Origin of the sequence: Streptomyces sp. NBC_00299 (assembly GCF_036173045.1) — a bacterium.
Taxonomy (GTDB): domain Bacteria; phylum Actinomycetota; class Actinomycetes; order Streptomycetales; family Streptomycetaceae; genus Streptomyces; species Streptomyces machairae.
Genome location: NZ_CP108039.1, coordinates 1,653,945 through 1,675,684, shown reverse-complemented (window position 1 = coordinate 1,675,684; position 21,740 = coordinate 1,653,945). Strand labels below are relative to the sequence as shown.

21 protein-coding genes and 1 pseudogene are annotated in these 21,740 nt (G+C 73.0%); 16 read left to right on the top strand and 6 right to left on the bottom strand.

Translation table 11 applies throughout. The features are described from left to right. Positions 1–39: 39 nt before the first annotated feature. Genes OHT51_RS07285 through OHT51_RS07265 form a run of 5 tightly spaced genes read left to right on the top strand, consistent with a single transcriptional unit; the run spans position 40 to position 5,338 of the window. Positions 40–576 (top strand): GNAT family N-acetyltransferase, encoded by a 537-nt coding sequence (locus OHT51_RS07285; protein WP_328878071.1) that lies wholly within the window; start codon positions 40–42, stop codon positions 574–576. A 4-nt stretch (positions 577–580) separates the two neighbouring features. Then, a complete protein-coding gene (locus OHT51_RS07280; protein WP_328878070.1) occupies positions 581–2,083 on the top strand; it encodes an ABC transporter substrate-binding protein in 1,503 nt (500 codons plus the stop codon). A 3-nt stretch (positions 2,084–2,086) separates the two neighbouring features. Beyond that, positions 2,087–3,883 carry an ABC transporter permease subunit gene (locus OHT51_RS07275; RefSeq protein WP_328878069.1) on the top strand — a complete coding sequence of 599 codons (1,797 nt, stop codon included), beginning with the start codon at positions 2,087–2,089 and terminating at the stop codon, positions 3,881–3,883. Continuing rightward, the gene (locus tag OHT51_RS07270) at positions 3,880–5,106 is read left to right on the top strand and encodes an MDR family MFS transporter (RefSeq protein ID WP_328878068.1); all 1,227 of its coding nucleotides are present in this window, start codon (positions 3,880–3,882) and stop codon (positions 5,104–5,106) included. Before OHT51_RS07275 ends, OHT51_RS07270 begins: the two co-directional genes overlap by 4 nt. Before the next feature lie 10 nt (positions 5,107–5,116). After that, positions 5,117–5,338 carry a GNAT family N-acetyltransferase gene (locus tag OHT51_RS07265; protein ID WP_443052424.1) on the top strand — a complete coding sequence of 74 codons (222 nt, stop codon included), beginning with the start codon at positions 5,117–5,119 and terminating at the stop codon, positions 5,336–5,338. Between the two features lie 43 nt (positions 5,339–5,381). Here OHT51_RS07265 and OHT51_RS07260 read toward each other — a convergent pair whose 3' ends face one another. After that, positions 5,382–6,146, bottom strand: a complete 765-nt coding sequence (locus OHT51_RS07260; protein ID WP_328884265.1) for a CDP-alcohol phosphatidyltransferase family protein — start codon at positions 6,144–6,146, stop codon at positions 5,382–5,384. A 108-nt stretch (positions 6,147–6,254) separates the two neighbouring features. Here OHT51_RS07260 and OHT51_RS07255 point away from each other — a divergent pair, with 108 nt between their 5' ends. The 5 genes and pseudogenes from OHT51_RS07255 to OHT51_RS07235 form a co-directional block, all read left to right on the top strand. Next, positions 6,255–7,238 carry a zinc-dependent alcohol dehydrogenase gene (locus OHT51_RS07255; protein ID WP_328878067.1) on the top strand — a complete coding sequence of 328 codons (984 nt, stop codon included), beginning with the start codon at positions 6,255–6,257 and terminating at the stop codon, positions 7,236–7,238. 173 nt (positions 7,239–7,411) lie between these two features. Further along, positions 7,412–7,810, top strand: coding sequence for a 6-pyruvoyl trahydropterin synthase family protein (locus tag OHT51_RS07250; RefSeq protein ID WP_328878066.1), 399 nt, complete (start codon positions 7,412–7,414; stop codon positions 7,808–7,810). Then, positions 7,807–9,027: a glycosyltransferase family 4 protein gene (locus OHT51_RS07245; RefSeq protein WP_328878065.1), complete on the top strand. Its 1,221-nt coding sequence runs from the start codon at positions 7,807–7,809 to the stop codon at positions 9,025–9,027. The genes OHT51_RS07250 and OHT51_RS07245 overlap by 4 nt, the downstream gene beginning before the upstream one ends. Further along, complete coding sequence (locus OHT51_RS07240; protein WP_328878064.1) at positions 9,024–10,073, top strand: class I SAM-dependent methyltransferase; 1,050 nt, start codon at positions 9,024–9,026, stop codon at positions 10,071–10,073. The genes OHT51_RS07245 and OHT51_RS07240 overlap by 4 nt, the downstream gene beginning before the upstream one ends. Continuing rightward, positions 10,070–11,086 (top strand): annotated as a pseudogene (locus tag OHT51_RS07235) (lysylphosphatidylglycerol synthase transmembrane domain-containing protein); the annotation flags it as partial. The gene OHT51_RS07240 and the pseudogene OHT51_RS07235, both read left to right, overlap by 4 nt. A gap of 146 nt (positions 11,087–11,232) precedes the next feature. On the opposite strand, the gene OHT51_RS07230 reads toward OHT51_RS07235, so the two are convergent. Then, positions 11,233–12,021: a creatininase family protein gene (locus tag OHT51_RS07230; protein WP_328884264.1), complete on the bottom strand. Its 789-nt coding sequence runs from the start codon at positions 12,019–12,021 to the stop codon at positions 11,233–11,235. A gap of 40 nt (positions 12,022–12,061) precedes the next feature. On the opposite strand from OHT51_RS07230, the gene ribA reads away from it, so the two are divergent. The 4 genes from ribA (at position 12,062) to OHT51_RS07210 (ending at position 16,162) form a co-directional block, all read left to right on the top strand. Next, positions 12,062–12,730, top strand: coding sequence for a GTP cyclohydrolase II (gene ribA, locus OHT51_RS07225; RefSeq protein ID WP_328878063.1), 669 nt, complete (start codon positions 12,062–12,064; stop codon positions 12,728–12,730). Between the two features lie 69 nt (positions 12,731–12,799). After that, positions 12,800–13,939, top strand: coding sequence for an NAD(P)/FAD-dependent oxidoreductase (locus OHT51_RS07220; protein WP_443052423.1), 1,140 nt, complete (start codon positions 12,800–12,802; stop codon positions 13,937–13,939). Further along, positions 13,936–15,006, top strand: coding sequence for a saccharopine dehydrogenase (locus OHT51_RS07215; protein WP_328878061.1), 1,071 nt, complete (start codon positions 13,936–13,938; stop codon positions 15,004–15,006). Before OHT51_RS07220 ends, OHT51_RS07215 begins: the two co-directional genes overlap by 4 nt. Beyond that, positions 14,999–16,162: a saccharopine dehydrogenase family protein gene (locus OHT51_RS07210; protein WP_328878060.1), complete on the top strand. Its 1,164-nt coding sequence runs from the start codon at positions 14,999–15,001 to the stop codon at positions 16,160–16,162. Before OHT51_RS07215 ends, OHT51_RS07210 begins: the two co-directional genes overlap by 8 nt. 10 nt (positions 16,163–16,172) lie before the next feature. Here OHT51_RS07210 and OHT51_RS07205 read toward each other — a convergent pair whose 3' ends face one another. The 3 genes from OHT51_RS07205 to OHT51_RS07195 all read right to left on the bottom strand — a co-directional run bounded on the left by OHT51_RS07205 (position 16,173) and on the right by OHT51_RS07195 (position 19,418). Continuing rightward, positions 16,173–17,405, bottom strand: coding sequence for a serine hydrolase domain-containing protein (locus OHT51_RS07205; RefSeq protein WP_328878059.1), 1,233 nt, complete (start codon positions 17,403–17,405; stop codon positions 16,173–16,175). Positions 17,406–17,469: 64 nt separating this feature from the next. Continuing rightward, positions 17,470–18,822: an MFS transporter gene (locus tag OHT51_RS07200; protein WP_328878058.1), complete on the bottom strand. Its 1,353-nt coding sequence runs from the start codon at positions 18,820–18,822 to the stop codon at positions 17,470–17,472. Further along, positions 18,819–19,418 carry a TetR/AcrR family transcriptional regulator gene (locus tag OHT51_RS07195; protein ID WP_328878057.1) on the bottom strand — a complete coding sequence of 200 codons (600 nt, stop codon included), beginning with the start codon at positions 19,416–19,418 and terminating at the stop codon, positions 18,819–18,821. Before OHT51_RS07195 ends, OHT51_RS07200 begins: the two co-directional genes overlap by 4 nt. Positions 19,419–19,510: 92 nt before the next feature. On the opposite strand from OHT51_RS07195, the gene OHT51_RS07190 reads away from it, so the two are divergent. Both OHT51_RS07190 and OHT51_RS07185 read left to right on the top strand, forming a co-directional pair. Then, complete coding sequence (locus OHT51_RS07190; RefSeq protein WP_328878056.1) at positions 19,511–19,972, top strand: TIGR03618 family F420-dependent PPOX class oxidoreductase; 462 nt, start codon at positions 19,511–19,513, stop codon at positions 19,970–19,972. Positions 19,973–20,183: 211 nt separating this feature from the next. Continuing rightward, a complete protein-coding gene (locus OHT51_RS07185) occupies positions 20,184–20,594 on the top strand; it encodes a VOC family protein (protein WP_328878055.1) in 411 nt (136 codons plus the stop codon). Here OHT51_RS07185 and OHT51_RS07180 read toward each other — a convergent pair. Beyond that, positions 20,530–21,717 (bottom strand): glycosyltransferase, encoded by a 1,188-nt coding sequence (locus OHT51_RS07180; RefSeq protein ID WP_328878054.1) that lies wholly within the window; start codon positions 21,715–21,717, stop codon positions 20,530–20,532. The genes OHT51_RS07185 and OHT51_RS07180 overlap by 65 nt on opposite strands. Positions 21,718–21,740 lie beyond the last annotated feature (23 nt).

Below are 21,740 nucleotides of genomic sequence, written 5' to 3'. Positions count from 1 at the left end.
ACGGAAAGGGCTTGCGGGCTTGATGCATATGATGTGCAAGTGCATGAATACAGCATCAGGGCGGCAGGCCCGGACGACCTCGACGGTGCGCGAGCCCTGATGCTCGACACCGTCTACCGCGACTTCGGCACCGGCTACGTGCCCCGCTGGCACGCGGACATCGTCGACCCGGCCGCCGCCTATCTCGCCTCGCCCCGCCACACCCTCCTCGTCGCGCTCGACCCGCGCGACGGGGATGTGGTCGCCACCGCCGCCCTCGACTCCCGCGGCCCGGCCCACCCGCCGAACCCGCGCGAGCTCGCCGAGCGTTACCCGTCCGGCGAGACCGCGCAGCTGCGTCGCGTCTACGTCCGGGCCGAGCACCGCAGGCGCGGCCTGGCCCGGCGGCTCGCCGGCGAACTGCTCGCCTTCGCGGCGGCGGACGGCGGCTACCGCGCCGTCTATCTGCACACCGACCCCAATGTGCCGGGCGCCGAGGCCTTCTGGCGTTCGCTCGGCAAGATCGTGCACGACGAGCGCGAGGACACGGACGGCGGGAACGGCGTCGTCCACTTCGAGATACCGATGGAGCGATAGACCCGTGCCACGCCGAATACGCCCGCTCCTCGCCCTCGTCCTGGCCCCCGTCCTGGCCGGGTGCTTCGCCTCCAGCGGCGGTTCCGACGCCGCGGGCGACGCCCGGGACGGCTCCCGCCTGCGAGTGGCCCTCGCCTTCCCGCCCGCCGAGAACCTCTCGCCGTACGGCGCCGACGCCACCATCCTCAGCCGTCTCGGCGTCACCGAAGGCCTGACCGCGCTGGACGCCAACGGCGCCGCCGCCCCCGCCCTCGCCGCCTCCTGGCGTCAGGAGAACGACCGCACCTGGCTGTTCACCCTGCGCGAGGCCACCTTCCAGGACGGCTCCGCGGTCACCCCCGCCGCGGTCGCGGCGGCCCTCACCCACGCCACGCAGGCCAAGCCCGTCCCCGCGGCCCTCTCCGGCGTCACCCTCACCGCGAAGGCCGAGGGCAGCAAGGGCGTACGGATCACCACCGAGGCCCCCGACGCCGTCCTGCCGCTGCGTCTGTCCAGCCCCTCCCTCGCCATCCTCTCCGGCAAGGCCTACGGCAACAAGGACAAGCAGACCAAGGCCGACCCGGTCGGCCATGCCACCGGGCCCTTCGAGCTCACCAAGGTGCTCGGCTCCACGGCCGCCACCCTCGACCGCTACGACGACTACTGGGGCGGCCGCGCCCAGGCCGCCGGTATCGACGTCAAGTTCGTCGCCGACGGCACCGCCCGCGCGAGCGCCCTGCGCACCGACCAGGTCGACCTCGCCGAGGCGATCCCCGTCGCCCAGGCCGCCACCCTCGACAAGGCCGGCCGCGAGGCGACCGCCACCACCCGCACCACGAGCCTGCTTCTCAACACGAAGAAGGGCCCCTTCAAGGACGCCGCTCTGCGGGCCGCCGCCCGGCAGGCCGTCGACACCTCCGCGTTCGCCAAGGGCGTCTACGAGGGATACGCCGACGCCGGCGCAGGCATCTACGGGCCCGCCGTCACCTGGGCCGCCGGCAAGCGGACCGAGCCGGTCGGGCGGGCGAAGGCCGGCAAGCCCGACAAGACCCCGATCAACCTCGCCACCTACGACAACCGCCCCGAACTCCCGGAAGTCGCCCAGGTGCTGAAGCAGCAGCTGGAGAAGGCAGGGTTCGAGGTCACGCTGGAGGTGCGCGAGTACTCGCGGCTGGAGAGCGACGCGCTGGACGGCAAGTTCGACGCGTTCGTCGGCGCCCGCAACAGCCTGGTCGACACCGGCGACCCCGTCGGTGTCCTCGCCAGCGACTACACGTGCGACGGCAGTTACAACCTGGCCCTGCTCTGCGACAAGGACGTCGACCGGGCCGTGGCCAAGGCCGCGGACCTCGCCGGCACCGCCGAGCGACAGGACGCGGCCATGGCGGCCGAGGCCGAGATCCTCGGCACCGACGCCGTCGTACCGCTGGTCCACCAGCGCATCATCACCGGCGTCGGTACCGATGTCCGTGGCGAGCTCCTCGACCCCTACGAGCGCACCCTCGTCGGCATCGGCACCCGGCGCTGACCCGTGCGACGCCAGACAGTCACGCTCCTGTGGCGTGCGGGGATCGCGGCCGCCCTGGTGTGCGCCATCGGCGTACTGCCCTGGCTGTCGCGCACCGACCCGGCGCTCACCGTGCTCAAGGCCCGGTCGGCGGACCGCGACCCCACGCCCGAGGTGCTGGCGGACATCCGCGGCCAGCTCGGCCTGGACGCGGGCCCGTTCCGTCTCCTCGGTGACTGGCTGGGCGGGCTGGGGCGTGGGGACGCCGGCCGGTCGTGGATCTCCGGCAGCGAGGTCACCCCCGCCGTGCTCCAGGCCCTCGGCGCGTCCCTCCTGCTGATGGCGGTGGCCCTCCTGGTCGCCGCCGTCACCGCCGCGCTGATCTGCGCCCGCACTCTGTGGCTCGGCGCCCACCGGCGGCTCGACGGGCGGCGTGCCGGAGGCAGCGGTTCCGCCGTCCTCGCCGCGCTCCCCGAGTTCCTCACCGCGTCCGTCCTCGCGACCGTCGTCGGCGTGCAGTTGGGCTGGCTGCCCGCCCTCGGCTGGTACGGCCCCCAGTGGACGATCCTCCCGGCCCTCGCCCTCGGCCTGCCCGCCGGCGCCGTGCTCGGCAGGCTCCTCGACGACCTGCTGCCCGGCGCCTTCGCCGAGCCCTGGGCGCTGGCCGCCACCGCACGCGGACTCCCCGGCCGCAGCGTCGCCCGCCAGGCCCTGCGCCGCTGCCTGCCCGGGCTGCTCCCCAACACCGGCCTGTTCGTCGTGGGCCTGACCGGCGGATCGGTCGCCGTCGAGCAGATCTTCGACATCCCCGGCCTCGGCCGCACCACCCTCCAGGCCGCCGTCGCGCAGGACCTTCCCGTCCTCCAGGCCGGCACCCTCGCCCTGGTCCTGCTCGCAGCGGCCGCCGCCGGACTGGCCCACCTCCTCGCCCGCCTGCTGATCGGCCCGGCCCTGCGCGACGGCGCGCTGCCGTCCCTGCACCGGCCGCCTCCGCCCGCACGCAGGTTCCTGCCGCTCGCCTACGGCGGCCTGCTCGTCGGCGTCGTCGCCCTCGGCCTGCCCCGTGACCCACTGGCCCTCGACACCGCCGAGCGACTCGCAGCCCCTTCGCCGGGGCACCCGTTCGGCACCGACGCCCTCGGCAGGGACATCCTCGCCCGCGTCTCCCACGGCGCCCTCGACACGCTGCTACTCGCCGGCGCGATCACCGCCGTCACCCTGCTCACCGGAGTGGCGCTCGGCCTGCTGCCCCGGCTGTCCGGCCCGCTCGTCGACACCGTCACCGCGCTGCCGCCGGTCCTCGTCGCCCTGCTCGTCACCGCGGTCGTCGGCAGCGGAACCGCCACGCCCGCACTCGCCGTTGCCGCCGTGGCGTGGGCCCCACTGGCCGCCCACACCTCGGCGCTGCTACGGCAGGAACGCGCCGCCCTCCACCTCACCGCCACCCGCGCCCTGGGCGCCGGCCCCTGGTACCTGCTGCGCCACGAACTGCTGCCCGCCGTCGTGCCGCCCGTCACTCGCCACGCCCTGCTCCGCCTGCCCGGCGTCGCCCTCGCCCTCGCCTCGCTGGCCTTCCTCGGCCTGGGCGCCCAGCCGCCCTCCCCGGAGTGGGGCCTGCTCCTCGCCGAGAACCAGCCCTACGCCGAGCGCGCCCCCTGGGCGGTCCTCGCCCCCGCCGCCGTACTCGCCCTGCTGGGTGCGCTGGCGGTGACGGTGGCCGGAGGCCTGCGGGGCGGGCGGCGGCGAAGGGACCGGGGCGAGCCTGTCGTGCCGGTGCCCGAACAGCGGCCACCCGCCAAGGAGTTGGTGGGGGCCGGATGACCTCGCTGCTGTCGCGTGGCCTACGCAAGCCGCCGGACCGACCCCGGCTCTCCCCTCTTCTGCGCCTCCTCATCCTCACCCAACTCGCCTTCAACATCGGCTTCTTCGCCGTCCTGCCCTTCCTCGCCGAGCATCTGGGGCAGGCCGTGGGGATGGCGGGCTGGATGGTCGGGTTCGTGCTGGGGCTGCGGACGTTCAGCCAGCAGGGGCTGTTCGTGGTGGGCGGGGCGCTGGCCGACCGGTACGGCATCCGGCCCGTCGTGCTCACCGGCTGTGTGCTGCGGATCGCCGGGTTCGCCTGGCTCGGGTACGCGCGACAGACGTGGGCGGTCATCGGGGCCGTGCTGCTGATCGGGTTCGCCGCCGCGCTGTTCTCACCCGCCGTCGAGTCCGAGGTCGCCCGGCAGGCCGTGGTGTGGGAGGAGTCGGGCGGCGGCTCCCGGACCCGCGTCCTCGCGCTGCTGACGGTGGCCGGACAGGCAGGCGCGTTCATCGGGCCGCTGCTCGGCGCGCTGCTGCTGGCGGTGGACTTCCGTACGGTCTGCCTCGCCGGCGCCGGCATCTTCGTCCTCGTCCTCGCCGGGCACGCGTGGCTGCTGCCGCAGCACATACCCGGGCGAGGGGGTGTACGGCTGCGCGGCGGCATGGGGAAGGTGCTGCGCAACCGCCGCTTCCTCGCGCTGTGCTGCGCCTACGGCGCCTACCTGCTCGCCTACAACCAGCTCTATCTCGCCCTCCCCGACGAGGTGGAGCGCGCCACGGGCTCCCAGGCCGCGCTGGCCTGGCTGTTCGCCCTGTCCTCGCTGCTGGTGGTGGTCGCCCAGCTGCCCGTCACCCGGTGGGTGGGGGAGCGGCTCACCCTGCGCCGGTCCATGATCGCCGGACTGCTGCTGATCGCGGCGGGGTTCGCGGTGGTGGCGGCTGCCCGGCCCGCCGACCGGACCGGTACGGCGGGGCTGTTGCCCGCGGCCGGCTTCGTCGTCCTCCTCACCCTCGGCCAGATGCTCGTCGCCCCGGTCGCCCGCGCCTGGGTGCCCGACCTCGCGGAGGAGGGCCGACTCGGCCTCTACACCGGCGCGTTGTCCTCGGTCTCCGGCCTGATCGTCCTGCTCGGCAGCTCGGCCACGGGAACCCTCCTCGACACCGGCCTGCCCGCCGCCGTGCCGTGGCTGGTGCTGGCGGCCGTACCGGTGGCGGCCATCGGGGTGCTGCCGCGTCGGTAAGGTCCCCGGCATGGATGTTCAGGGGGAGATCGCCCGGGAGGCGGGCGCGGAACGCGTGGCCGCCTTCGGCCGGCTGCTGATGCGTGAGGCGGTCCGGCTTGTCCGGGAGGCCGGGGCGCGGACCGTCGATCTGACCTCGCGGGCGGACCGGGCCTCGGCGAACAGGCTGTACGAACGACTGGGGTTCACGGTGAGGGAAGCGACGGTGTATCGGATGCCGCTCGACGGCTGACTGCCGTCCACGGCATACCCGGGGCCGCCCGAAGACCGCCCCCTCAGGACGCCACCAGCTCCCGCACCTCCGCCACCTGCGTCCGCCGTACGCGCGACGGACGGTTGCGGTACAGCCACAGGATGTCCCGGCCGAACGACCAGACCAGCGCCGCCAGCGCCGTCGCCGTGACCGCGAACGTCGCCAGGTACGGGAAGAGGCCGGACGCGGCCATGAGCAGGAACACACCCTGCATCGCGGCGACCGTCTTGCGGGCCGTGCTCGGCGGTAGCGCGGCGTTCAGCCATGGCCAGACACGGGCGGCGGCGACGAAGCCGTAGCGCATGGCGCCGATGAGGAGCACCCACGGACCCAGCGACATCGAGACGTACACGCTCAACACCAGGATCAGGAACGCGTCCACCTCCATGTCGAAACGTGCGCCCAGGGCGGTCGACGTACCCGTACGGCGGGCCACCTTGCCGTCCACGCCGTCGAGGATCAGGGCGACCGCAGTCAGGCCGACGAACAACGTCACCGGCGGAGAACTCTGGAAGGAGTCCGCGACCAGCGCCGTGACGCCGCCGACCAGCGTCGCGCGGCCGAGGGTGACCCGGTTCGCCGGCCCGAAGGAGCGGAGCCGGGATCGGTGCAGGGCGAGCGAGAGCAGCGCCCAGGTGGCGACGGCGAAGACGAGGCCGGTCAGCCAGCCCGCCGGCCCCATGCCGATCGCCGAACCGAGCAGGGCCAGCAACAGGATCTGCACGCCCGCTCCCACAGCGGTCTCCTGCTGGACCAGCCTCGCGTCGTAAGTGTTGTTCAGGGCCACCGCACATTCCTCCGGCCAGGTGACAGAGTCGATCAAGGCCGCGTACTGTGCGCGACCTGTGCATACCTCGGTACGTGAACAGCCCGCAGATCGTTCAGGAGGATTCCCATGAACCGCACCGCACGTGCGTTCTGGCTCACCTCTCCGGGTGAGGGAGAGATCCGGGAGGTCGCCCTTCCGGAGCCGGGCGAGGACGATGTGCTGGTGCGGTCGCTGTACTCCGGAGTCAGCCGTGGCACGGAGACACTCGTGTTCCGGGGCGGGGTCCCGCAGAGCCAGCACGCGGCCATGCGGGCGCCGTTCCAGGAGGGCGATTTCCCCGCCCCGGTGAAGTACGGCTATCTCAGCGTCGGGATGGTCGAGGAGGGGCCGACCGCACTGGTCGGCCGTACGGTCTTCTGCCTGTACCCGCATCAGACGCGGTACGTCGTCCCCGCGAGCGCCGTCACCGTCGTACCCGACACCGTGCCCGCCGAACGGGCCGTCCTCGCCGGCACCGTCGAGACCGCCGTCAACGCGCTCTGGGACGCCGCACCCCTGGTCGGCGACCGGATCGCGGTGGTCGGCGGCGGCATGGTCGGCTGCTCGGTGGCCGCACTGCTGGCCCGCTTCCCGGGTGTGCGGCTCCAGTTGGTCGACGCCGATCCGCGCCGGGCCGAGGTCGCCGAGGCCCTCGGTGTCGCCTTCGCCACGCCCGACGAGGCGCTCGGCGACCGTGACCTGGTGGTCCACGCCAGCGCCACCGAGCAGGGCCTCGCCCGGTCGCTCGAACTGCTGCGCCCCGAGGGCACGGTCGTCGAACTCAGCTGGTACGGCGACCGGAAGGTGGCTCTGCCGCTGGGCGAGGCCTTCCACTCCCGGCGGCTCGTCATCCGCAGCAGCCAGGTCGGCACCGTCTCCCCGGCCCGCGGTGCCAGCCGTACGTACGCCGACCGGCTCGCCCTCGCCCTCGACCTGCTCGCCGACCCGGCTCTCGACGCGCTCGTCACGGGGGAGAGCGCTTTCGCGGAGCTGCCCGAGGTGATGCCGAAGCTCGCCTCCGGGGAGATTCCGGCGCTCTGTCACCGGGTCAGGTACACGGACACGCCCTGACCGGACCCGGACACGTGCTGACGGACTCGTTCAATCGGGGACGACAAGAGCGCCTGACCTGAGAAAAGAGTGAGAGACGGCTGAACAACGGGAAGCGAAGAGCCGTACTACACGGCATCCCCGGCAGCCGATCGGCGGGGATGAGGAGCGCACCGCACCTGGAGGGTCGTCCGTTGTTCAGCATCACCGTCCGCGATCACATCATGATCGCCCACAGCTTCCGCGGCGACGTCTTCGGACCCGCGCAGCGTCTGCATGGAGCGACGTTCCTGGTGGACGCCACGTTCCGGCGCGAGCAGCTGGACGCCGACAACATCGTCGTCGACATCGGACTGGCCACCAGGGAACTGGGCGCCGTCGTGGGCGAGCTGAACTACAGAAACCTCGACAACGAACCCGACTTCGCCGGGATCAACACCTCCACCGAGTTCCTGGCCAAGGTCATCGCCGACCGGCTCGCCGAGCGGATCGAGAAGGGTGCGCTGGGCGAGGGCGCCAAGGGCCTCGCGGGTCTCACCGTGACGCTGCACGAGTCGCATGTCGCATGGGCGAGCTATGAGCGTGCGCTGTGACCGACGTGACCCTGGAGAAGGCCGTCGCCGTGGAAAAGGCTCCGGAGAAGTCGGAGCAGGTGGCGCTCGGCTATGTGCCCGTGCAGCACTCCGCCCTGAAGAACGCCGAGATCATCCCCATGTCCCTGCGCTCCGTGCACTTCGTGATGCCGGGCGGTGTCGACGACGCGTCCGCGCCGAGCGGCGGCAACGCCTATGACCGGCGGGTGAGTCTGGATCTGCCCGGCTTCGGCTGGCAGGTGCACAAGCACGCGGTGGACGGCAGCTGGCCCAGCCCCGGGGCGGCGGCGCGCGCCGAACTCGTCCGCACGCTGGGGGAGTTCCCCGACGGGACCGTCGTCCTGCTGGACGGGCTGGTCGCCTGCGGGGTGCCCGAGATCATCGTCCCGGAAGCGGAACGGCTCAACCTCGCGGTCCTCGTCCATCTGCCGCTCGGCGACGAGACGGGCCTGGACCCCGCCGTCGCCGCGGAGCTGGACGCCCGGGAACGCACGGTGCTGCGGGCCGTTCCCGCGGTGATCGCCACCAGCGACTGGGCCGTCCGCCGCCTCGTCTCCCACCACGGCCTCGCGCCGGAGCGCGTCCATGTCGCCGCCCCCGGCGCCGACATCGCGCCGCTGGCCTCCGGCACGGACGGCGTGTCCCGCCTGCTGTGCGTGGCCGCCGTGACACCCCGCAAGGGACAGCACCGGCTGGTCGAGGCGCTGGCGTCGGTGACCGAGCTGCCGTGGAGCTGCGTCTGCGTGGGCCCGCTGAACCAGGACCCCGAGTACGTGGCCGAACTGCGGTCCCTGATAGCCGAGCACGGGCTCGGGGACCGGCTGGTCCTCGCGGGCCCGCAGGCCGGCGCCGAACTCGACGCCAGCTACAACGCCGCCGACCTCATGGTGCTCACCTCCTACGCCGAGACGTACGGCATGGCGGTGACGGAAGCTCTCGGGCGCGGCATCCCGGTGCTCGCGACGGACGTCGGCGGACTGCCGGAGGCGGTCGGCCGGGCCCCCGACGGCGGTGTCCCCGGCATCCTCGTCCCGCCGGAGAACCCCGCCGCGATCGCCGCCGAGCTGCGCGGCTGGTTCGGCGAGGCGGACGTACGACGCCGACTGAAGGCGGCTGCCCGGGGACGCCGGGCCGCCCTGAACGGCTGGGCCGGCACGGCCCGCAGCCTGGCCTCGGTACTGGGCCGACTGCCGAACGAACCCCGGAGGGTCGCATGAGGGACACGGCAACGGCGCAGAGCGGAGGGGCGATTCCGGCCCAGCCGGGACCGCGCGATCCCGCACCGCAGAGCGGGATCGTTTCGGCGGAGGACGCCCCGGGCGGCGTGTCCGCACCGGCGGCGGCCGACCCCGACGCAGTGATCCTCGGGGCGGGGCCCAGCCCCGGTCCCGGCGAGCGCGAGACCGTACGGCTCAGGGACGCCGGGCCGGACGACCCGCCCCGCTACGCCCCGGAGTGGCTGGAGCTGCGGGAAGGCGCCGACGCCGCCGCGCGGGCGCACGACTTGCTCGACCCGCTGCGGATCCGGCTCGCCAACCGGCCCGGACGGTCCGGAGTGGTGATCCACGACGTGGGATGCGGCACCGGCTCCATGGGCCGCTGGCTCGCGCCCCACCTGGACGGCGCCCAGCACTGGGTCCTGCACGACCGCGACCCCTATCTCCTGCACTTCGCCGCCGTGGCCTCCCCGCGCTCCTCCGCGGACGGCAGCCGCGTCACGGTCGAGACGCGCCGCGGCGACGTCGGCCGCCTCACCCCGGACGGCCTCGCCGGTGCCTCGCTGGTGACCGCCTCCGCACTGCTCGACGTCCTCACCCGCGAGGAGGTCGACACCCTCGCCGCCGCCTGCGCGGGCGCGGGCTGCCCGGCGCTGCTGACGCTGTCCGTCGCCGGCCGCGTCGAACTCACGCCGTCCGACCCGCTGGACCAGGAGATCGCCGAGGCGTTCAACGCCCACCAGCGGCGCTCGGGGATGCTGGGCCCGGACGCGATCACCGCGGCGGCGGAGGCCTTCTCCGAGCACGGCGCGACCGTCCAGGTGCACCCGAGCCCCTGGCGGCTCGGCCCCGACGAGTCCGCGCTCACCGCGCAGTGGCTGCGCGGCTGGGTCGGCGCGGCGGTCGAGCAGCGCCCCGACCTGCGCGAGCGCGCCGACCGCTATCTGCAGGACCGCCTCGCCGCCTGCCAGGCGGGCGAGTTGAGTGTCGTGGTCCACCACAGCGACCTGCTGGCGCTGGTGCGACCGACGGGCGGAGCGTCATGAGCGTGGGGACGGTGGCGGGGGCGCACGTCACGCGACGGGGCGCCAAGACGCGAGAACGGCGAGTGCAGGCCCTGGCCGTGAGCGGGGCCGTCGTGGTCCCGGAGGCGGGCCCTGCCACCCGAGTCGACACCAAGCCCACGGCCGGCCCGGTCCGCCCCCGCCTGCGCACCCGCCTGGCCCGTCTCAACACCCCGGCCGTCCGCACCCACCTGGGCACGGTCGTCGGCGTCGCCATCCTCGTCGCGCTGTTCTGGCGCCTCGGTACCGGCGTCTTCCTCGACGGGCTGCGGCGGATCGACGCGACGGCGCTCATCGCGGCGCTCGGAATCGGGCTCGTCACCACCGTGTTCAGCGCGTGGCGCTGGCAGTTGGTGGCACGCGGGCTGCGGATCCGGCTGCCGCTCGGGCCGGCCGTCGCCGACTACTATCGCGCCCTGTTCCTCAACGCCGCCCTCCCGGGCGGCGTCCTCGGCGATGTGCACCGGGCCGTGCGGCACGGGCAGAGCGCCGGTGACATGGGCCGCGGCGTCCGTGCGGTCGTGCTCGAACGCGCGGCCGGCCAGGTCGCACTCGCCGCCGTCGGTGCCGTCGTGCTGCTGACCATGCCGTCCCCGGTGCTGAACGAGGCCCGCGACCTCACGCCGCTCATCCTGTTCGCCGCCGTGGGCACACTCGCCGTCGTGGCCGCCCTGCGCATGAACCGTGCGCCGTCCCGCCGTGACCGGACAAAGCCGACGGCCGTGCGCACCACCCTCGGCGAGGCCCGCGAGGCCCTGCTGTCCCGCCGCAACGGTCCCGGCGTCGCCGTGTCCTCCGGCGTCGTCCTCGCCGGTCACATCGCGATGTTCGTGCTCGCCGCGCGGATCGCCGGCTCCACCGCCTCCGTGGCCGCCCTGCTGCCGCTCGCCGTCCTGGCCCTGCTCGCCATGGGCGTGCCCCTGAACGTCGGCGGGTTCGGTCCCCGCGAGGGCGCCACCGCCTGGGCGTTCGGCGCCGCCGGGCTTGGCGCCGACACCGGTCTGGCCGTCGCCGTCGTGTACGGCGTCCTCAGTTTCGTGGCCGCCCTGCCCGGCGCCCTCGTCCTCGTCGCCCGCTGGTACACCGGCCTGCGCACGCGCTCCGGCTCCGCCGCAGCCGTGGCGGACCCGGAGCCCAGCCGCTATTTTCGTGCGTCTCCCGTGTCCCGTACGGAATCGTCCGCGGAGGTCAGCAGTGACACATACGCGCCGAAGGAATCCGCGAGGCTCGCCAGCAGGCGCTTCCCCTTTTCCGCGGAACCCAGCGAAGGGCGGCCTATGACACCCGAATCGGTATAGGCGGACATACCGAGGGTGAGCAGCTGACGGCGGTCGTCCGCAACGAAATCGGAAGTCTCATAACCGGGTCGGATCAATTCGGGATGAGTGTGCAGAAGGATGGAGGTCTCAATTTCCCCCGCGTGCATGTCGGTGAGCAGCGAGGTCTCCACCCTCGCCCGCTCCCGCGCCTCCTCCCAGTCCTCCGGGGCCGGGAACAGCGCCATTCGCTCGCCCTGCGCGGAGGACTCCTGAACGACATTGCCCAGTACGTAATTTCCGCCGTGCCCGTTGACCAGCACCAGAGCGTCGACACCGGACCGGCGGAGCGAAGCCGCTATGTCCCGTATCACCGCATGAAGGGTCACGGAGGAGATGCTGACGGTCCCCGGCCAGGCCGCGTGTTCGTGCGAGCAGGAGATCGTCACCGGCGGAAGGAGGTGCACCGGGTGTGCGGCGGCTATCTCACGCGCGATGGCGCAGGCCACGAGCGTGTCGGTCGCCAGCGGAAGGTACGGGCCGTGCTGCTCGAAGCTTCCGACGGGCAGGACCGCGACCTGTCGTGAGACACCCGCGCCCCGCGTCCGTACATCGTCGGAGGTGTCCGCCGGCACCAGCGAGTGTGCCGCCGGCCGCGTCTGCGAATCACTCATCTTTTCCGGCCTTTCGTCTCTGCTTAGGAACTGAAGAATCATGACAGATAAAATTGGCGTCCTCGGCAAGAAGTCCGCACAGCGGACGCAGCGTTCCGGCGTGGAACGCGTGGTGAATGCCCCCTTGCCCACCGTGTACGGGGAATTCCGCGCGATCGGCTACATGGACCACGACCGCGGTGACGAGCAAGTGGCCCTGGTGTACGGGGAGATAGGCGCGGAGAACGTCCTCACCCGACTGCACTCCGAGTGCCTGACGGGCGACGCCTTCGGCTCCCAGCACTGCGAGTGCGGCGACCAGCTGGCCTCCGCACTGCGCGCGGTGGTCGCCGAGGGCAGTGGCATCGTCGTCTACCTGCGGGGCCACGAGGGCCGCGGCATCGGTCTGCTCGGCAAGCTGCGGGCGATGGCGCTGCAGGCGGAGGGCCTGGACACCGTCGAGGCCAACCTCGCGCTCGGCCTGCCCGTGGACGCCCGTGACTACGGCGTCGCCGCCGGGATCCTGCACGACCTCGGCGTGAACAGCGTCCGCCTCATGTCGAACAACCCGCGCAAGCGCGACGCTTTGCTGCGGCACGGCATCGAGATCGCCGAGCAGGTCCCGCTGCTGATCCCGCCGTGCGAGAACAACATCACCTACCTGCGCACCAAGCGTGAGCGCCTCGACCACCACCTGCCCCATCTGGACGCGGTCGCGCACCTGTCCTGATTGCCGCGAGGCCCATCCGGACAGGAAGAGGGAACGACCGACGACTTCCAGGAAGGTGGGCCCGTGAACATGCGTGCGAGTGTCGTCGTCATCGGCGGCGGTGTGATGGGGACCAGCATCGCCTATCACCTCGCCCGTGCCGGGATACGGGACGTCGTCCTCGTCGAGCGGGACGAACTGGCGTCCGGGTCCACGTCCAAGGCGGCCGGGGGCGTGCGGGCGCAGTTCTCCGACGAGCTCAACATCCAGCTCGGGGCACGCAGCCTGGAGGCGTTCGGCCGGTTCGAGGACGAGACCGGGTACGACATCGGGCTGCACCGGGTCGGCTATCTGTTCCTGCTCTCCACGCTGGAGGAGGTCGCCCGCTTCGAGGCGGGCGTCCGGCTGCAGAACGCCCTCGGCGTGCCGAGCCGCATGATCGACCCCGCCGAGGCGCAGCGGCTCTCCCCGCTGATCACCACCGACGGACTGCTGGCGGCCGCGTTCTCGCCGGACGACGGCCACTGCACCCCCGAGTCCGTCGTCCACGGATACGCGGCCGCAGCCCGTGAGTACGGGGCGCGGCTCTTACGCCACAACGACGTCACCGGCGTCGACGTGCACGGCGACCGGATCACCGCCGTGACCACCACCATCGGGCGCATCGCCACCGACACGGTGATCTGCGCGGCCGGTCCCTGGTCGCGCACGATCGGGGCGATGGTCGGCGTGGACCTGCCCGTGGTGCCGCTGCGCCGCCAGATCGCGGTCACCGAACCGGTCGCCGGACTGCCGCCGCAGCTGCCCATGACGATCGACTTCACCACCAGCCTCTACTTCCACACCGAGGGCCCCGGTCTCCTCCTCGGCATGTCCGACCCCGACGAGCGCCCCGGGTTCGCCACCGACACCCACGACCGCTGGATCCCCCGCCTGACCGAGGCCATGGAGCACCGCGCCCCCGCCCTGCTCGACCTGCGCCGCACGGGAGGCTGGGCGGGCCTGTACGAGGTCACACCGGACCACAACGCGCTGATCGGCGAGGCGACTTCCGTATCCCGCTTTCTGTATGCGACCGGGTTCTCCGGCCATGGCTTTCTGCAGGGGCCGGCCGTCGGCGAGGTCATCCGTGACCTGTACCTCGGCCGCGTACCCTTCGTGGACGTCAGCCCCTTGAGCGCCGGCCGGTTCATGGCCGACGCCCCGCGCCCGGAGGCCAACCGCGTATGACCGATCTCCATCTGTGGCTGCGCCACGAGGTCCGTTCCACCGAACGACGCACTCCGATCGTGCCGGCCGACGCCCGGCGGCTCGTCGAGAGCGGGGTGACGCTGACCGTCGAGGAGTCCCCGCAGCGGATCTTCCCCATCGAGGAGTACGACGCCGCCGGCTGCCGTGTCGCGCCCGCGGGCTCCTGGGTGTCGGCGCCAGAACAGGTCGTGGTCATCGGGCTGAAGGAACTCCCCGTCCGGCCCGGCGAGCTCACCCACCGGCACATCTACTTCGGCCACGCCTACAAGCAGCAGCCCGGCGCCGAGGACCTGCTCCGCCGGTTCGCCCAGGGCGGCGGCGTCCTGCTCGACCTGGAGTACCTGGTGGACGACGACGGCCGCCGCCTCGCCGCGTTCGGCTTCTGGGCCGGCTATCTCGGAGCCGCCCTCGCCGTCCTCCAGCATCGGGGGAAGCTCGTCGCGCCGCTCACGCCGACGTCGAAGGAGGAGCTGGACGCCACCCTCCAACCCGCCCACGACGACGAGGAGTTCACCGCCCTCGTGATCGGCGCCCTGGGCCGCAGCGGACGGGGCGCGCGCCTCGCCTTCATGACCGCCGGGGTCGAGGCGGCCACGCCCTGGGACCTCGCCGAGACCCGCGACCTTGACCGCCCGGCCCTCCTCGCGCACGACGTCCTCGTCAACGCCGTCCTCGCCACCACCCCGATCCCGCCCTTCCTGCGCGAGCAGGACCTCGACGACCCCGCCCGACGGCTGCGCACTCTCTGCGACGTCACCGTCGACGTCGGCTCCCCCCTGAACGTCCTGCCGGTCTACGACCGCACCACCGACTGGACCGACCCCGTGCGCCGGCTGCGCAAGGAACCCCCGCTCGACCTGATCGCCATCGACAACCTGCCCTCCCTGCTGCCCCGCGAGTCCAGCACCGACTTCTCGGCGGCGCTGCTGCCCCAGCTGCTGGACTTCGAGACGGGCGGACCCTGGGGGCGCTGTCGGGACCGGTACCACCAGGCCGCCCGCGAACTCGGCATCGCAGAAGCAGAAGGGGAGTACCGCCATGGCTGACAGCTCCGCACGGGTGCCCGCGAGCGGCACCGTCCACTGGGTCGGCGCCGGACTGTCCACCGGCAGCGGTCTGGCCCGGCTGTGCGACACGGCCGACCGCGTACGGCTGTGGCACCGCACCGCGGACCGCGCCGCCGACGCCCTGAACAGGCTGGGCCTCACCGGACGCGCCGAGCCCCGCGCGTACACCCTCTCCGCGCTCACGGCCGAACTGGCGCCGGGCGACGTGGTCGTATCGATGCTGCCCGCCCCGGAGCACGCCGGGCTCCTCGCGGCCTGCATCCGGGAACAGGCTCACTTCGCCTGCTCCAGCTATGTGTCGGACGCCGTCCTCGGACAGGTGCCCGCGGCCGAGGCGGCCGGGCTCGTGGTCCTCACCGAGGCCGGCCTCGACCCGGGCATCGACCACCTCTTCGCGCACTGCCTGGTCGGCCGCGCCCGGACGGCCGTCGGTGACGACACGGCCGCCTCGTACAGCCTCACCTCGTACTGCGGAGGTGTCCCCGCCGTCCCGAACGACTTCAGGTACCGCTTCAGCTGGGCGCCCGCCGGTGTTCTCAACGCCCTGCGCGCACCGGCCCGTTACCTCAAGGACGGTGCCGAGACCGTCGCCGAGCGGCCGTGGGAGGTGACACGGCGGCATGTCGTCGACGGGGAGGCGTTCGAGGTCTACCCCAACCGCGACAGCGTCCCGTTCGTCGAGCAGTACGGGCTGCCGCCCGCGTGGAAACCGCAGACCTTCGTGCGGGGCACCCTGCGCCTGGAGGGCTGGCTGCAGGCCTGGGACGCCGTCTTCGAGGAGCTGAAGACCGGCGACGACGCCCGAATCGCCGCCCTGGCAGGGGAGTTGGCGGCGGCCTACCCCACCACGGACGCCGACCGGGACCGGGTCGTCCTCGCCGTGTCGCTCGACGTGCGCGGCGGGGGCGGGCAGAGCTGGTCCGGCAGTTACCTGCTGGACCTGGTGGGCGACGAGGAGGAGAGCGCCATGGCCCGCTGTGTCTCCCGCCCCCTCGCTCTCGGCGTCCGGCACATCCTGGACGGCACCCTGCCGGCGGGCCTGAACCGCGCCGCCGAGACGGCGGCCCGCTCGGAGGAGTGGCTGCGCGAACTCGCCCTGGAGGCAGTGGAGTTCACGCTGCGCGTGGACCGGTGACCGCGGCGGGTCAGCCTTCCGTGACGGCCTCGTGCACGAGCCGCTTGAGGTCCTGGAACATCGTGTGCGAGGTCTTCGGCCGCACCTGGGTCATGAACTGCACCGTCAGATCGCGGCCCGGGTCGACCCAGAACGTGGTGGTCGCCACTCCGCTCCAGCCGTACGTGCCGAGGCCCGCCGGAGCCTTCGTACGGGTCGGGTCGATCACCACCGAGACGCCGAGGCCGAAGCCGAGGCCGTCGTTGCCGGGCTCGTCATGGGCGGGGCGGCTGCCGAAGGACCGCAGGTCGGCGCCGCCCGGGAGGTGGTTGGACGTCATCAGGTCCACGGTCTCGGGGGTCAACAGACGGGTGCCGTCCAGTTCGCCGCGGCGGCGCAGCAGCTCCATGAAGCGGTGGACGTCGTGCGCGGAGGCCGCCATACCGCCGCTGCCGGACAGGAAGCGGGGCCGGCCGTGCAGCGGGAGGCCGGGGATCGGCTCGATGCCGCCGCCCTCGGTCTCGCCGTACAACTCGGAGAGCCGGTCCTTCTGTTCGCCGCTCACGCAGAACCCGGCGTCGGTCATCCCGAGCGGCCGGAAGATCCGTTCCGCGAAGAACTCGTCGAGCGGCTGCCCGGACACGACCTCGATGACCCGGCCGAGCACGTTGGAGGCGACCGAGTAGTTCCACTGCGTCCCCGGCTCGAACTGCAGCGGCAGGCTCGCGTACACGTCGACCGTCCTGGCCAGATCGGAGCCGGGCAGCACCGCCGACTCCAGGTTGGCGTCGCGGTAGAGGGCGTCGACGGGATGCGAGTGGTAGAAGGCGAAGGTCAGCCCGGCGGTGTGCGTCATCAGATGCCGGACGCTCAGCGGCCCGTCGGCCGGGCGGGTCACCGTGTCGGCGCCGGATCCGCTGACGTACACCCGGGGCTCGGCGAAGGCGGGCAGGTGGCGGCCGACCGGGTCGTCGAGCGAAAGCTTGCCCTCCTCCACCAGCAGCAGCGCGGCGACCGAGGTGACCGGCTTGGTCATGGAGTAGATCCGCCACAGCGTGTCCGCCTCGACGGGGAGCCCCGCCGCGACGTCCCGGTGGCCGTGCGTGGCGAGGTGGGCGACGCGTCCACCGCGGGCGACGGCCACCAGGTAGCCGGGTATCCGGCCCTCGTCGACGTAGTGGGCGAAGTGCTGGTCGAGGCGGTCCAGCGCCTTCGCGTCCAGCCCGACCTCACCCGGGTCGACCTCTTGTGTCAGCAGTGCCATCGCTCTCCTCCGAATACGAACGACGAGGTGCGGACCGGCATACCCCGCCGGAACGGCCTCAGACTCATCGTCGCGCAGGAACGCGTGTACGGTCCCGCGATTGGCCATGATCGTCGATCGTCGCGCCCTCCCGCCCCGGCAACCCCCGGCCCAGCGCCGCACCGGCCAGGGCGAGGGCGGCGAGGACGCTCAGCGGCAGCCCGGGGCCCTCGCCGGACACCATGAGAGGGGTCGCGGCGGCCACGCCCAGCACCGGGCCGACGTTCATCGCGGTCTGCTGCAGCCCGCCCGCCACCCCGGCCGACTCGACGGCCGCCTCCCGTACGACGACATGGGTCGCCGCGACCATCACCGTGCCGAACCCGGCCCCCACCAGGGCGAACCCGGCGCACAGAGCGGGAGTGGCGCCCGTGCGGGAGAGGGTGAGGATCCCCAGTGCGAGGAGGGCCATCGCGGCCGTGGTCGTACGGCGGGCCCCGGCCCGGCGCAGCAGCACCGCGCAGGTGGCCGCCGCGAGGACCATCAGCAGGGCCAGCGGCAGGCTGACCAGGGCGCTGTGGAACGCGTCCATGCCGAGCGTGTCCTGCAACAGGAACGTGCCGACGAACAACGCGCCGGACAGCGCCGCCGACGCGGCCACCAGCATGCCGAGCGCCGAGCCGACGGCCGGCGAGCCGATGACGTCCGGCGGCAGCAGCGGGCTCACGGTGCGGCGCTCGTGCCGGACGAAGAGGGCACCCGTGACGGCTGCGGTCGCGGCGGTCCAGGCCCATCCCGGCAGCCCGACGAGGGCGTGCACCAGACAGGCCAGGGTCACCGCGAGCAGGAGGGCGCCGGGCAGGTCGAGCCGGGTGGGGGAGGCGGTGCGCGGGGGCTGCCGGACCGTGAGGGCGAGGATGCCGAAGACGACGGCGGGCGCGACGTTCAGCAGGAACACGGCCCGCCAGCCCGGCCCCGCCACCAGCGCGCCGCCCACCACCGGTCCGGCAGCGGCCGCCACCCCGATCGCGGCGGTCCGCACGGCGATCGGGGTCCGCAGCCGGTCGGTCGGGAACGCGGCCCGCAGCATCCCCAGCGTGGCCGGCTGGAGCAGCGCCCCGAACACGCCCTGCACGACCCGCAGCCCGATCACCCATCCGACGCCGGGCGCGAGCGCGATACCGGCCGACGCGGCCCCGAAGCCGAGCATCCCGACCCCGAAGAGCCGGTGGTGCCCGTACCGGTCACCGAGCCGCCCGGCGAACACCAACAGGCTCGCCACCGCGATGAGATAGCCGGTACTGGTCCACTGGTCCTGAGCGAAGGAGGCGCCCAGGTCGCGTTGCAGCATGGGCTGGGCGACGGTCAGGACGGTGCCGTCGAGCGCGACGATCACGGCGCCGACGATGCTGCTCGCGAGGGTGAGGCGCGGGTTCACTCGCTCTCCGCCCCGAGGTGGGCGTCCAGCGCCGACCGCAGCAGCGGTACGAAGTCGTCGGCCCCCGTGGCGAGTTGGAGGCTTCCCCAGCCCCACAGCTGGGCGATGCCGTGCAGGTTGGCCCACAACGCCCCCGCGACGAGACGGGCGTCGGCGCCGGGGCGCACCTGGCCGACGAGGTCCACCAGTCGGCCGAAGAGGGGGAGGCTGGTGTCCCGCAGCCCCAAGTGACCGCTCCCCAGCAAGTCATGACGGAACATCAGTTCGTACATGCCGGGGTTGCCCAGCGCGAACTCCAGATAGACGCGCCCCAGTGCGGTCAGCTGCTCCCGCGGAGTCGTCGGACCGTCGGTGTTCGCCGCCGCAGCAGCGGTCGTCCGCTCCGCCAACTCCCCGAAGCCGCGGCGGGCGATCGCCGAGAGCAGCTCCAGATGGGTCGGGAAGTAGCGGCGCGGCGCGCCGTGCGAGACGCCCGCCCGACGGGCGATCTCCCGCAGGGTGAGCGCCTGCACGCCCTCCCGCGCCACGAGCTCCACACCGACGTCGACCAGTCGGGCCCGCAGCCCTGTATCGGATTCCTGCTCGGGAGTAGACATAGACACTGTCTACCATGATCCAGTAGACAGTGTCTACGGAGACCGGTGAGGATGCCGGAATGCCCGAGCAGGCCGACAGGGTTGATGGAGACATGACTCAGGACGCCACCCAGGACGCCACACACAACGCACTGCTCACGTTGCTCTCCGAGGGCCATGGCGGGGTGCTGGTCACCCTCAAGCGCGACGGCCGGCCGCAGCTGTCGAACGTCAGCCACGCCTACTACCCCGACGAACGCCTCATCCGCGTCTCGATCACCGACGACCGCGCCAAGACCCGCAATCTGCGCCGGGACCCCCGGGCGTCGTACCACGTCACGAGCCCCGACCGGCGGGCCTACGTCGTCGCCGAGGGCACGGCGGACCTGGCACCGGTCGCCAAGGAGCCGTACGACGCCACGGCCGAGGAGCTCGTCCGGCTCTACCGGGACGTCCTGGGCGAGCACCCCGACTGGGACGACTTCCGAGCGGCGATGGTCCGGGACCGGAGGCTCGTGCTGCGGTTGCGGGTGGAGCGGGTGTACGGCATCCCCGCGGGGGACAACCGGGGCTGAATCTCCGTCACCTCCCGTATCCGCCGTAGGCAGCGGCCCTAGGCCCGGGGGCGGAGGGCCGATGGCCGATGGTCCGGGCGCGAGAGGCCGCCTAGGCTGCCGAGTGGTTCACCGAAGTCCCGGACCTCACGACGCCCTGACGTCACCAAGCCCCGGACGTGACCAGGTCCCGGACGTGACAAGGTCCCGGACGTGACAAGGAGAGATCGCCATGGCGCTCGACACCCGCAGCCACATCCGCATCGCCCGCCCGTCCAGGGACCTCGCGGCGGCCGAGCGGTTCTGGGTCGAGGGGCTGGGGCTCGGGGTCGTATGGCGGACGGCCGGCGGCGGGGAGCCCGGCGGGCACGAGCTGTTGATGGTGGGGTGGCCGGACGCGGACTGGCACCTGGAACTCGTCCACGAGCCGGCCCACCCCGTCGAACCCCGGCCGACCGAGGAGGATCTCCTCGTCATCCACGTGGACGGCCCCGTGCCGGACGACGTGGTGGCCCGGCTGGAACAGCACGGCGGCAAGCGGGTCCTGTCGCCCAACCCCTACTGGAACGAGTGGGGCGTCACGGTCGAGGACCCGGACGGGTACCGGCTGGTGCTGTGCCGGAGGGGTTGGTCGAACTCGTAGCGGGCGTCGGAGGCACGGACGCCTCCTTCACCCAGGCCTCCAGGCACATCACGAACTCGGTGGCGTGGTCGGCCCAGTTGAGGTCCGACAGCGCTGCCTCCCACCCCCGGGTGGCCGTGCCCAGCCGCAGCTCCGGGTCGGCGCGCAGGCGCCGTACGGCCGCTGCCGCCGAAGCGGGATCCCTGTAGGGGACGACGAGGCCGCAGCCGTACGTTTCGACGAGGTCGGTCGCGAGGGGGGTGGGCGTGGTGATGACGGGGACGCCGTGGGCCATGTACTCCACGACCTTGGTGGGCCGTGAGTGACGGTAGTTGGGCTGGTCGTGCAGGAGGGACAGGCCGGCCAGGGCGCCGGAGAGCAGGCCGAGGGCGCGGTCGTTGGGCAGGTAGCCGTGCCAGCGCAGTACGCCGTCCCGGTCGGCCTCGGTGAGCGCGCCCCGCACCTCGGGGTCCGCCGCGCCGATGACGTCGACGTGGACGTCCGGACCCAGCAGCCGTGCCGTTTCGATGAGTTCCAGAGCGCCGCGTGCCCGCGACAGGTGCCCGAGGTAGACGACCCGGTCGTCGCCCGGCGGGTCGGGGGCCTCGGGCGGCACAGTCGCGAGGTTCCGCACCACGGGGTGGGGGTGGCGGAAGCGCTGCTGGTAGGCGTCCTCGGCGAGCAGCAGCCGCAGGTGCCGTTCGGCCAGGCGCTCCACCGCCCGTACGGCCAATCGCAATGGCGGCCGCAGGGGCCGTGGCACCCACCGTTTCATCACCAGCGCCGCCGCCGTGTCCTCGTGCACGTCCCACACGGTGACGGGCGCGCGTCCCCCGCGTCGCCAACGGCGCAGGGTGCCGGGCAGCGCGAGCAGCAACTCCGGGTCGTGCAGCAGCACGACGTCCACCTTGGGCCCCCGCGCGGCGATCAGGGTGCGGGCCGCGCGCAAGGCTGCACGGCGGTCCCGGCCGGCGGCCCGGGGCAGATCCACGCCTTCGACGTTCGGTCGCGGTGTCATCTGCCGGGCGGCGAACGGCGCCGCGTACACGACCCGGTGGCCGCGCTCCCGCAGGGCGGCGATCTCCCGGTGCAGGATCCGCGCGTCCTCGGGATGGTGGACGACGGTGACGACGAGTATCCGCATCAGAGCACCTTTTTTCGACGGTC

Bases quoted from the DNA above. Each gene is read 5' to 3' on its own strand.
- OHT51_RS07180 (WP_328878054.1), bottom strand. From the start codon at position 21,717: ATGCGGATACTCGTCGTCACCGTCGTCCACCATCCCGAGGACGCGCGG.
- ribA (WP_328878063.1), top strand. From the start codon at position 12,062: ATGACAGATAAAATTGGCGTCCTCGGCAAGAAGTCCGCACAGCGGACG.
- OHT51_RS07215 (WP_328878061.1), top strand. From the start codon at position 13,936: ATGACCGATCTCCATCTGTGGCTGCGCCACGAGGTCCGTTCCACCGAA.
- OHT51_RS07240 (WP_328878064.1), top strand. From the start codon at position 9,024: ATGAGGGACACGGCAACGGCGCAGAGCGGAGGGGCGATTCCGGCCCAG.
- OHT51_RS07210 (WP_328878060.1), top strand. From the start codon at position 14,999: ATGGCTGACAGCTCCGCACGGGTGCCCGCGAGCGGCACCGTCCACTGG.
- OHT51_RS07195 (WP_328878057.1), bottom strand. From the start codon at position 19,418: ATGTCTACTCCCGAGCAGGAATCCGATACAGGGCTGCGGGCCCGACTG.
- OHT51_RS07230 (WP_328884264.1), bottom strand. From the start codon at position 12,021: ATGAGTGATTCGCAGACGCGGCCGGCGGCACACTCGCTGGTGCCGGCG.
- OHT51_RS07205 (WP_328878059.1), bottom strand. From the start codon at position 17,405: ATGGCACTGCTGACACAAGAGGTCGACCCGGGTGAGGTCGGGCTGGAC.
- OHT51_RS07190 (WP_328878056.1), top strand. From the start codon at position 19,511: ATGACTCAGGACGCCACCCAGGACGCCACACACAACGCACTGCTCACG.
- OHT51_RS07255 (WP_328878067.1), top strand. From the start codon at position 6,255: ATGAACCGCACCGCACGTGCGTTCTGGCTCACCTCTCCGGGTGAGGGA.
- OHT51_RS07220 (WP_443052423.1), top strand. From the start codon at position 12,800: ATGCGTGCGAGTGTCGTCGTCATCGGCGGCGGTGTGATGGGGACCAGC.
- OHT51_RS07270 (WP_328878068.1), top strand. From the start codon at position 3,880: ATGACCTCGCTGCTGTCGCGTGGCCTACGCAAGCCGCCGGACCGACCC.
- OHT51_RS07185 (WP_328878055.1), top strand. From the start codon at position 20,184: ATGGCGCTCGACACCCGCAGCCACATCCGCATCGCCCGCCCGTCCAGG.
- OHT51_RS07265 (WP_443052424.1), top strand. From the start codon at position 5,117: ATGGATGTTCAGGGGGAGATCGCCCGGGAGGCGGGCGCGGAACGCGTG.